General features: G+C 59.2%; 10 protein-coding genes and 1 pseudogene. 10 read left to right on the top strand and 1 reads right to left on the bottom strand.

Annotation, left to right across the window (positions count from 1 at the left end; all coding sequences use genetic code 11):
• Positions 1–71 precede the first annotated feature (71 nt).
• From PA598K_RS00580 to PA598K_RS00590, 3 genes are read left to right on the top strand one after another with little or no spacing between them, the layout of a single operon-like run.
• Positions 72–263 carry a hypothetical protein gene (locus PA598K_RS00580; protein ID WP_128654982.1) on the top strand — a complete coding sequence of 64 codons (192 nt, stop codon included), beginning with the start codon at positions 72–74 and terminating at the stop codon, positions 261–263.
• Between the two features lie 27 nt (positions 264–290).
• A complete protein-coding gene (locus PA598K_RS00585) occupies positions 291–803 on the top strand; it encodes a GNAT family N-acetyltransferase (protein ID WP_128654983.1) in 513 nt (170 codons plus the stop codon).
• Positions 804–818: 15 nt separating this feature from the next.
• Positions 819–2,060 (top strand): NAD(P)/FAD-dependent oxidoreductase, encoded by a 1,242-nt coding sequence (locus tag PA598K_RS00590; protein ID WP_128654984.1) that lies wholly within the window; start codon positions 819–821, stop codon positions 2,058–2,060.
• Between the two features lie 87 nt (positions 2,061–2,147).
• Here the strand turns inward: PA598K_RS00590 and PA598K_RS00595 are convergent, their stop codons facing one another.
• The gene (locus PA598K_RS00595; RefSeq protein WP_376739026.1) at positions 2,148–2,486 is read right to left on the bottom strand and encodes a hypothetical protein; all 339 of its coding nucleotides are present in this window, start codon (positions 2,484–2,486) and stop codon (positions 2,148–2,150) included.
• Between the two features lie 196 nt (positions 2,487–2,682).
• On the opposite strand from PA598K_RS00595, the gene PA598K_RS00600 reads away from it, so the two are divergent.
• From PA598K_RS00600 to PA598K_RS00630, 7 genes and pseudogenes are all read left to right on the top strand, one after another.
• On the top strand, positions 2,683–3,396 hold the full coding sequence (locus PA598K_RS00600; protein ID WP_128655001.1) for an SDR family NAD(P)-dependent oxidoreductase: 714 nt from the start codon (positions 2,683–2,685) through the stop codon (positions 3,394–3,396).
• Between the two features lie 93 nt (positions 3,397–3,489).
• Positions 3,490–3,843, top strand: a complete 354-nt coding sequence (locus PA598K_RS00605; RefSeq protein WP_128654986.1) for a BlaI/MecI/CopY family transcriptional regulator — start codon at positions 3,490–3,492, stop codon at positions 3,841–3,843.
• Complete coding sequence (locus PA598K_RS00610; protein WP_128654987.1) at positions 3,840–5,513, top strand: M56 family metallopeptidase; 1,674 nt, start codon at positions 3,840–3,842, stop codon at positions 5,511–5,513. The genes PA598K_RS00605 and PA598K_RS00610 overlap by 4 nt, the downstream gene beginning before the upstream one ends.
• Positions 5,514–5,736: 223 nt before the next feature.
• The gene (locus PA598K_RS00615; protein ID WP_128654988.1) at positions 5,737–7,392 is read left to right on the top strand and encodes a helix-turn-helix domain-containing protein; all 1,656 of its coding nucleotides are present in this window, start codon (positions 5,737–5,739) and stop codon (positions 7,390–7,392) included.
• A 106-nt stretch (positions 7,393–7,498) separates the two neighbouring features.
• Positions 7,499–8,521: an ABC transporter substrate-binding protein gene (locus PA598K_RS00620; RefSeq protein WP_128654989.1), complete on the top strand. Its 1,023-nt coding sequence runs from the start codon at positions 7,499–7,501 to the stop codon at positions 8,519–8,521.
• 32 nt (positions 8,522–8,553) lie between these two features.
• Positions 8,554–9,591: a FecCD family ABC transporter permease gene (locus PA598K_RS00625; RefSeq protein ID WP_128654990.1), complete on the top strand. Its 1,038-nt coding sequence runs from the start codon at positions 8,554–8,556 to the stop codon at positions 9,589–9,591.
• Positions 9,588–9,804: pseudogene (locus tag PA598K_RS00630) on the top strand (hypothetical protein); the annotation flags it as partial. The gene PA598K_RS00625 and the pseudogene PA598K_RS00630, both read left to right, overlap by 4 nt.

Genomic DNA, 9,804 nt, shown 5'->3' on the forward strand with positions numbered 1-9,804 from the left:
ACACACATACCTAGACCTAGCGAGGACGGAGCTATCTTAGCGTCACTTGTAATCTGATAGGGGGTGTACTCGTGCATAACGACGAGGAATCGCGCGAGCCGCTGCAAGCGAGAATAGATCGGATCGAACTCAAGCTGGACGAATTGCAGCAGCAGACACGAGACAGGGCCGAGCAGCCATGGTGGTATTATTTCGGAGTGGCATTTATCATCGTCTTTGTCGTTGGTCTGCTCGGCTATATCGCGCTGAGGTTGGTTTTCTGAGACGTTTAATAGAAAAGGGGCGTTAGATTGGAGATCAGAAGCTTAAATTCGCCGCTCTTGGTCGAGCTGTGGCGGGAGGCATTTCGCGTCCATGAGTATCATCGACCGGATGAATATTACACCCGTTGTCTGGAGGAGAACCATACCGGAGAACGCGTCACCTTGCTCGCGCTGGTGGAGGGGCGGCTCGCGGGCTGCGCGCATCTGAAGTATCGTTCGGAGTATCCACCGTTCGCAGAGCAAGGCATCCCCGAGATCAATGACTTGAATGTGTTCCCTGCCTACCGGCGTCAGGGCATCGCCGATCGATTGCTGGCAGAGTTCGAGACGATCGCGGCCCGGTCTGGGTCGTCAATCGGCATTGGCGTAGGCTTGTTTGCCAGCTATGGCGCAGCTCAGCGTTTGTACTGTCGTAGAGGATATCTGCCGGATGGACTAGGGGTCTCGTACGAGGGCCGACTGGTTGAGCCAGGCGAGATGGTACGCGTCGATGACGATCTGAACCTGTTCTTCACGAAACAGCTGCCGGTTAATGAATAGAGAGGAAGACATGTGATGAAGAAATGTATCGTAGTCGGAGCGGGCATCCTCGGCGCTTCGACCGCCTATCGGCTCGCCAGACTGGGAGCCGACGTGCTGATCGTCGACCGTCAGGACGCCGGACAGGCGACGCAGGCGGCAGCGGGCATCATCTGCCCGTGGCTCTCGCAGCGGCGCAACCGCGACTGGTATCGACTGGCGACGGCTGGCGCACGCTATTATCCTGAGCTGATCGCCGAGCTGGAGGCGGAGGGCGAGACGCAGACGGGCTATGCCCGGGTCGGCGCGCTTAGCCTGCATACCGACGGGCAGCGGTTGGCGGCGCAGGAGGAGCGGGCGCGGCAGCGGCGAGAGGAGGCGCCGGAGATCGGCGAGCTCGCCCGACTGGACGAGGCGCAGACGCGCGAGCGCTTCCCGCTGCTGAGCGCAGGGTACGAGGCGCTCGCGGTGAGCGGCGCTGCGCGTGTCGACGGCCGCGCCTTGCGCGATGCGCTGCTACGCTCGGCGGTGCGCCACGGCGCGCGACAGCTGACGGGCGATGCGGTGCTGCTGCCGGAGGCTGTCGCCGACGGGGCGCGACAGCCTGCCGACCGTGCAGCGACGCAGCGCGACGGAGGGCGAGTGGCCGATATCTATGATGGGGATAGAGCGCGCGAGTCTGTAATAGCTGGGCGCGTCACTGGCGTCCGCATAGACGATGTCCGCTATGAGGCCGATGAGGTGATCGTCTGCGCTGGCGCTTGGGCGGCCTCGCTCCTGGAGCCGCTCGGACTGCGCTTTTCGGTGAGCTACCAAAAGGCGCAGATCGTTCATCTGCAGCTGCCGCAGCAGATGGAGACCGGCGACTGGCCGGTCGTCATGCCGCCGTCGACGCAGTACGTGTTGGCGTTCGAGGAGGGGCGGATCGTCATCGGCGCTACGCACGAGGACGACATCGACGGGTATGATACGCGCGTCACCGCGGGCGGCGTCCATGAGGTGCTGAGCAGAGGCATCGAGGTCGCGGAGGGGCTGCGAGAGGCGGAGCTGCTGGAGGTAAGGGTCGGCTTCCGGCCGCATGCGCCCGGCTACCTGCCGGTGCTGGGACGAGTCCCGGGCTGGGCCGGCTTGCTCGCCGCCAACGGCCTCGGTTCGAGCGGTCTTACGGTCGGCCCGTGGCTCGGCGGCCAGCTGGCGAGGCTGGCGCTGGATCTGGAGCCCGAGCAGCCGCTCGAGGCTTATGGATTGGGCTCGGTGATCGGGCCGCTCGACGCGTGATCGGGCAAGAGAGCGGCAGGAGGCGTAGTTGGCTATGGCCATTGCGTCAACCTGTTAGTAGATGCGTCGGGAGGTGCTGGATCAACGCTATTTCTGCTTGACGAGGATGACGCCTAGAGCGATGACAAGTAGTCCGACCCAGGTTTTGCAAGTAGGCATCTCCTTCATGAACCAGTAGCCTACGCCGACCGAGATCAGTACCTCGATGCATTTGGCGGTGATAAGTACATAGCCCAGTTGATGGGTCGCCTTCAGCCCGAGCTTGACGCCATAGCCGATACAGAGATTAGCTGCGAAAATCAGGGGCAGCAGGAGCAGCTGAAATTTGACGGTCGTCCAGAAATGCGGATCGATATGCTTGCCCTGATACGCAAAAATGACATTGATGCAAGTCAACCCCGCAAACAACAGGGCAAAGCTGGCCACATACCACAAGCGCGTACACCTCCGGCAACAGATTGCCTATAATGTTTCCCGGCGCCAACACTTTTATCCGAGGGCATACCCCGACCAACTGCGGGATAATCTATCCTTGGTTCGTCGGAGCACCTCGGGGAGATCGCCGCTTGTCGTTGCGTTATCGCACAGCGGAGATGAAATAGAAGAGAGAGGGAGAATGGAGATGGAACTGAAGGACAAGGTCGTTCTGGTGACTGGCGGAGGCACGGGGATTGGCAGGGCGACCTGTATCAAGCTAGCCCGGAATGGCGCGAGGATTGGTCTGAATTATAACCGATCCGAGCAGGATGCGATGAGTACGGCCAGCGAGCTTGAAGACATGGGTGCAGAAGTCATGCTCCTGAAGGCCGATGTCTCGCAAGAGACAGAGGTTCGCAAGATGGTTGAACAAGCAGCTTCCCGCTTCGGCACGATTCATTATCTGGTCAATAACGCAAGCATCACCAAACAGATCGCATTATCCGATCTCGATGCCGTCACAGACGAGATATGGGACACCTTGCTGGATGTCAATCTGAAAGGGATGTTCTACTGTGCGCGTGCGGTCGCTCCCTATATGAAGGAGAACAAGATTGGCTCGATTCTCAATGTCGGGAGCATAGCCGGCATTACCGGTTCAGGCTCCTCGCTGCCCTATGCCGTCTCCAAGGCGGCGGCTCACGGGCTGACCAAATCGCTGGCCCATGCGCTGGCCCCGGAGATCCGGGTGAACTGCATCGCGCCTGCTGCCGTATCTACCCGATGGTGGGAAGGAGAAGAGGAGAAAATGCAGAGACTTAGCGGTCATCTTCCCTTGCAGCGCATCTCGACACCTGAGGGAGCGAGGCCGAGAGTGGGCTCGCTTTTAGGCGTGTTTTTTGATGGGGGCAAGCGTTGAGATTCATCTGGCGACAGGCGAGCGGTTGACAAAAATATTCTACTGCAATAGAATGGACTTGTTGATTCTATTGCAGTAGAACGGAGGGCGAGGATGAAACTGTATGACAGCGAGCTTCATGTGATGAACATTTTATGGGAAGAAGGAGCCACGACGGCCAAACGGCTAGCCGAGATGACCAAGCAAAAAGTCGGCTGGAGCAAAACGACGACCTACACCGTCATTAAAAAATGCCTGGCCAAGGGCGCAATCGAGCGGCGAGAGCCCAATTTCGTCTGCTATCCGCTGGTGACGCGCGAGGAGATCCAGGAGCAGGAGACGACGGAGCTGATCAACAAGCTGTACCAGGGCGCGCCGGACAGGCTGGTCGCTTCGTTGCTCGGACACAAGCAGCTGTCGCCCGAGGAGATCGAGCGGCTCAAGCAACTCATCGAGCGTATGCGATGAAGATGGACATGTCGCTGCTGGAGATGAGCCTTTCTGCAGCCTGCTTCATCCTGATCATAATCGCCATGCGCGCGATGTTTTTGCACAAGCTGCCAAAGCTCGTCTTCGTTATTCTCTGGGGCGTTGTGTTGATCCGGCTGTTCGTTCCGTTATCGCTCCCAACATCGCTCTACGCCTTCCCTTCATTGGATGGGTGGAGCATTCCGTTGGCCGAGCAAGTAGAGCGCATCGTCACGCCTGGCGCTTCGACTGCTCAAGAGGGGGCGATCGCCACGCCGTCGATCGCGCTGGAGCCGCTGACCGCACAGGATCGGAGTGCCCCGCCGACGCAATGGCTATCTCCGCTCCTGGTGATCTGGTTGGTCGGCTTCCTCCTTAGCCTGCTATCGTTCATCATCCCGCATCTGCGCAGCCGTCGTAGCTACAGGATGTCGCTGCCTCTCGAACGGGAGGCGATTCGCCGCTGGCAGCAGAGTCATCCGCTGCGGCGTGCCGTCCAGGTTCGACAGTCGGATGTCATCGCGACTCCGCTTACCTACGGGCTGCTGAGCCCGGTAGTGCTCTTGCCCAAGTCGATTGCCGACGCCGACGAGCAGCAGCTTGCGTTTATATTAGGGCATGAGTATACCCACATCCGCCGCTTTGACGTACTGGTCAAATGGCTGTTAGCTCTCGCCCTGTGCGTACATTGGTTCAATCCGCTCGTGTGGGTGATGTACCGACTGGCGAACCGGGATCTCGAGCTGTCCTGCGATGAAGCAGTGGTTCGAGCAGCTGGTATGGAACACAGGTCAACGTATGCGCTGACTCTCTTGCAATGGGAGGAGAAAAGTCGCGGGCCGTCACTGGTCAATTCCTTGGCCCAAAAACCGATCGAAGAAAGGATTATTGCCATTATGAACCTGAAGAAGCGCTCGATAACCTCGGCTCTGCTGGCAGGAGCGACGATAGCGGCTGGTATTGCGGTATGGGCCATGCTCCCGATCCATGCGAGCAAGGCAGTAGCCGACAACGACATGGCGACGAGCGAGCCGTATATCTATTCGGATAGGCTAGCCCAGTTAGCTAAAAGCTCGAAACCGATACCCGACGCGTCGATGCCAATCGATATCAGCTTCAGCCAGAGAGATGTTCCGTTGCAGATGGAGAGGCTAGCGGACTCGAGCTACCAGGCAATCTATCTCGACAAGGATATGCTCCTTCGTGTCGATCAGGACGATGTGATCTGGCGAAGTCTGGATGCTGGAGCGACATGGGAAACGCTGCAAACCAAGGATGTCGATACCGCGTATTACGCCGACTGGCTGCTATGGAACGATCCCATCCCGGGATACAGTATGAAGCAAATGCAGCAGCGGCTCGCTGATGGAGCAACGGTCAAGTATGCAGAGTTCGGCGAGGGCAAGGAAATCTACTTTGTCTTCGACGGAAACGGCGTGCAGCTCCAACTGGTGCAGGCCAAAAGACTTGCATCGATGCTACTGGACGGGCAACGGATGATGATCACCAGTCAACAGATTCCTTACCTCATATCCCGTCAAATGCTGAGCAACTTTTATACGCTGCTTACCGATAGTCGCGTCCTCACCGTAGCAGAAGCCGAACAAGCCTATGCTGCACAGCTCGCTAAACTGGAGGGCAATGAGCCGCACTTCAAGGTGATCGAATAGCAACCTCCAATGCGGCGCCCCATCGCACAGGTCGTTGCGATATCGCCAAGAGAAGTGTATAGCGTTGAATCGCCCCCTACAGAGCCGACCGGCTGCCGTGCAGGGGGCATTTGCTTTTTTATCGCTACGGCGCAGCTTGTAGCCTCGTAGATTTCTTGTTTCCTTTCACCGGCATTATCGGCTATACTGGATTGAGAATAATTATCACCAGGGAGTGGACAACATGAATCATTCAATAGATAGCCTAGGGGAGAGGGCGTGGCTGCCGCAGCTGATCGCGGTCGACAAAGTAGCTGCATTTCCCCATCACGGACAAGATCTGGTGGAGCTGACCTGCTACCGGCTGCTGCTGGTGAGACAGGGAAAGGCGCAGTTCCTCGTCGGCGGTCAGCCGGTTGTGGTGCGTTCTCCGGGACTCTATCTGCTGAAGCCAGGCATGAAGCTGGAGTCGCAGCGACCGCCGCAAAAGCCAATCGAAGCCTACGTGACAGACTTTCACCTCTATAGTAGCAGTCGACCACCGGCAGATACGGCGATGGACGGGCTGTACTATGAACGTTCGGATGAACTAGCGGTCTGCGGCCCGATCGGCTGGCGGACGGATGCGCTGAAGCGGCTCGTCTTGCAGCTCTACGCTTCGAGAGATGAGCAGATGAATACATCACACAAGCTGGTGCAATGCCAAAGGATGCTGAAGCTATTAGAGCTGCTGCTGACAGAGGAGCAACCCCGGGAGGAGGCGCCGACCGATGAACGGATGCTGGAGGCCATCATGTATGCGACTGATCACTGTCATGAGGAAGTGACGATTGAGCAGCTCAGCGAACGGGCTGGCATGCGGCTGTCATCCTTTTCCCGTCGGTTCCGTCAGCTATACGACAAGTCGCCCGTTGCCTACATGACCCAGATGCGTACCAATCGGGCCAAGGAGCTGCTCATCAAGGGCAACTGGACCAACATGCGCGAGGTCGCGCAAAGCTGCGGCTTCCATGACGAGTTTTACTTTAGCCGCAGGTTCAAAAAGCAGCACGGGGTAGCTCCAACGCATTATCGGCTGGAGGTTACGGAAGCGACATCGATCGTCTCGCTCTCGTATCCATATACCGAGCAACTGCTGTCGCTTGGACTGGTCCCGCGCGCGGCCCAAGTGACGGCTTCGCTCCAGGACAGCCTGCCGATGCTGCCTTTGCCTTATCATGAGAAGGACTCGTGGGAGATCAGCCGCAATGTATTCGTCGACTGCGCGCCAGAGCTGATCGTCTGCAAGGATAATGTCGTCCGACAGGCCCGCCGTCATCTCGGGGATCTCGCTCCGGTGCTCTCGTTCTCTTGGCGCAGCTGCGATGTGTATGGCTTGCAGGAGCAACTGGCCCATGCCCTCGGACGGCATCGCGAGCTGGCACAATGGAGGGAGCGCTACGCCTTGCAGGAGCAGGAGGCCCGCGCAGCCTTGCCCGAAGAGCAGATCGGCGCCACGCTGGCGATCTGTGTGCTGCATGCCAGAGGCTGGCGATTGTACGGGGCGCGGAATATCGGTCATGTATTCTACCGCTCGCTAGGATTTCAGCCGCCCGAGCAGGTGCGCAGCGCGATGGCCGATTATGCGCCCGGTACGGAGTTCACCTGGCTGGAGCTGGACCCGGAGCGGCTGGATGAGGTGGAGGCCGACTACATCGCTTTTGTCACCGCATCCGAGCAAGGCGAGGCCGAGACGAGGCGGCGGCTGCAGGAGACGGTCGCATGGCGGCGGCATCCTGCAGTGCGGGATGAGCGGTACGCGTTGCTGGATTGGCATCGCTGGATGGTGTATGCGCCGTTATCGCTGGAGTGGCAATTGGAGCAGGCGGTGACGTTGTTCGGAGGCCATGCTGCAAAATAATCCATGCCAAATAAGGATAAAGAAGTCATGGACGACTCAACGCAGGTACTCTATAATTCACTAATGATAAAGATTATCAATCTCATAGAAAAGGGTGTACATAAGCATGAAACGTAAAGGAAGTCTGTTGCTCGTATGGATGATCGTCGTGTTGATCGGGGTTGCTGGCTGCGGTTCGCCTGCGCCTGTCGGTCCAGAAGCTGAGGGGGCGGGGCAAAATACATCTTCCCAAACGGGAGGCGATAGCGAAGCGGCAGAAACCAATCAAGAAACCAATGCCGGCGCTGACCAGGCAGGCGAGCGGGCGGTCCGCCATCTGGCGGGCGAAACAAAGCTCGTCGGCACGCCGTCGCGCATCGTGGTAATGGAGTATGGGCTGCTGGCTTCGGTACTGTCGCTCGGGGAACAGCCCGTAGGGTTCGCCGATGATGGCAAACAGGAGACGCTCAAGGAGCTGGACTATCTGACAGCGATGGGCGACTACACGTCGGTCGGCACCAGACAGCAGCCCAATCTGGAAGTGATCCGGACGCTGAAGCCGGATCTGATCATCGGCGATTATGCTCGCCACAGCGAGGTCTACGCCGCCTTGACAGATATCGCGCCGACGATCCTGCTGCCGGATACGAAGGCGAACTATGACGATACGCTGAACAACCATCTGGTGATCGGCGAAGCGCTGGGCAAATCCGACCAGGCCGCCGCCTTGGTAGAGGCCCATAAGGCATTGCTGACAGAGACTGTTGCCGCACTGCCCAAGGACAAGCGATATCTGTTCGTCAGTCTCGGGGATAAGGCGCTCAACCTGCGGACCAATCTATTTTTCCAGCCGAATATGCTGGAGCAGGCTGGCCTGACTTATGCGCTGGAGGCGAGCGCGCCCGATGAGACGGCGATGAAAGCGAGCATCGAGCAGTTGCTCGAGATCGACCCCGACGTCATATTCGTTTCCAATGAGGAGTTTCTCGAGCAGTGGCTTAAGGACCCGCTATTCTTGCAATTGAAGGCGGTGCAAGACGATCAAATGTTCACGGTGCGACATAGCAAATGGTCGTTTAACCGGAGCATCCCGGGGGCCCAGGTTGTCCTCGAGGAGCTGCAGGCCTTCACGTCGCAGATCAAGCCCTGACAAGTAACTAAGGATAAGGAGTGCGCAAGTCGATGAATCATGCCTCGCAAGCCGACGCTCGCCAACCGGGCGGTAGCGGTCAACGGAAGCTGTGGCCGATCCTGCTCGCAGGAGGCGCGTTGCTCGTGGTTGTCGCGTTGCTGTCGATCGTCTACGGCTCGACCATCTATTCCCTGCGCGAGGTATACGCAGCCTTCGTCGAGCCAGCGTCTAGCAAGGCACAGCTCATCCTGACGACGCTGCGGCTGCCGCGTATGCTGGTCACCGTGCTGATCGGTGCCAATCTCGGCATTGCTGGCGCGCTGATGCAGGCGATGACGCGCAATCCGCTCGCATCGCCGAGCATTTTTGGCCTCAACGCCGGCGCAGCGCTGGCTGTCGTCAGCATGACCCTGCTGCTGCCCGGCCTCTCCGCCGCCTGGCGCGTCTATGGCGCGTTCGCGGGGGCGTTCGCGACTGCCGTGCTCGTCTATGCGGTCAGTCATATGATACGCTGGGGCAAGATCGAGTTGAATATGGCGTTGATCGGCGTCACCGCCCAGACCTTCCTGGCCGTGGGGACGCAGGCGTTGCTGCTGTTCAACGAGAGCAAAACCGATATGCTGCTGTTCTGGCTGGCCGGCTCGGTCGTCGGCAATCGATGGTACGAGGTGTCTGTGCTGGCAAGCTGGAGTCTGATCGGTCTGCTCGGCAGTCTCTGGCTGAGCCGCTCGCTGTCGGTGATGGGGCTCGGCGATGAGCTGGCTCGAGGGCTGGGCCAGCGTGTGAAGCTGCTGAGGGTCGGAGTGCTGGTCGCGGTCGTTATCCTGGCCGGTGTATCGGTATCGATCGCCGGGCCGATCGGCTTCGTCGGGCTGATCGTACCGCATATGGCGCGATATCTGGTCGGTCTCGACTATCGCAGAGTCATCCCGGTCAGCGGCCTGCTCGGAGCGCTGTTACTGACGCTGGCGGATGTCGGATCGCGGATGATCAGCTACCCCGGCGAGACGCCGGTCGGTATCGTAACGGCGCTGCTCGGGACGCCCTACTTCATCTATCTGGCACGCAGGAAGGGGGTTGGGTCATGAGATCAGAGCAGACCGCCGGAAGCTCGGCCATCGGTCCCGATGGCCTGGCCGTGACCGCCGTACGCCTGAGGGATAAGCGTCGGCAGCGGCTGATTGTGCTGCTGCTGCTCGGAGCGCTACTGCTTCTGGCTTTGCTCAATCTGGCGCTCGGCGCGGTCGCGATCCCGCTGCGGGAGATGGCGGCCGTGCTGCTCGGCCAGGGCGATACCGACG

The organism is Paenibacillus sp. 598K, assembly GCF_003851045.1.
In the GTDB taxonomy this organism is placed as follows: domain Bacteria; phylum Bacillota; class Bacilli; order Paenibacillales; family Paenibacillaceae; genus Paenibacillus_D.

Excerpts from the sequence above, each read along its gene's own strand:
- PA598K_RS00620 (WP_128654989.1), top strand. The coding sequence starts at position 7,499 with ATGAAACGTAAAGGAAGTCTGTTGCTCGTATGGATGATCGTCGTGTTG.
- PA598K_RS00600 (WP_128655001.1), top strand. The coding sequence starts at position 2,683 with ATGGAACTGAAGGACAAGGTCGTTCTGGTGACTGGCGGAGGCACGGGG.
- PA598K_RS00610 (WP_128654987.1), top strand. The coding sequence starts at position 3,840 with ATGAAGATGGACATGTCGCTGCTGGAGATGAGCCTTTCTGCAGCCTGC.
- PA598K_RS00605 (WP_128654986.1), top strand. The coding sequence starts at position 3,490 with ATGAAACTGTATGACAGCGAGCTTCATGTGATGAACATTTTATGGGAA.
- PA598K_RS00590 (WP_128654984.1), top strand. The coding sequence starts at position 819 with ATGAAGAAATGTATCGTAGTCGGAGCGGGCATCCTCGGCGCTTCGACC.
- PA598K_RS00625 (WP_128654990.1), top strand. The coding sequence starts at position 8,554 with ATGAATCATGCCTCGCAAGCCGACGCTCGCCAACCGGGCGGTAGCGGT.
- PA598K_RS00615 (WP_128654988.1), top strand. The coding sequence starts at position 5,737 with ATGAATCATTCAATAGATAGCCTAGGGGAGAGGGCGTGGCTGCCGCAG.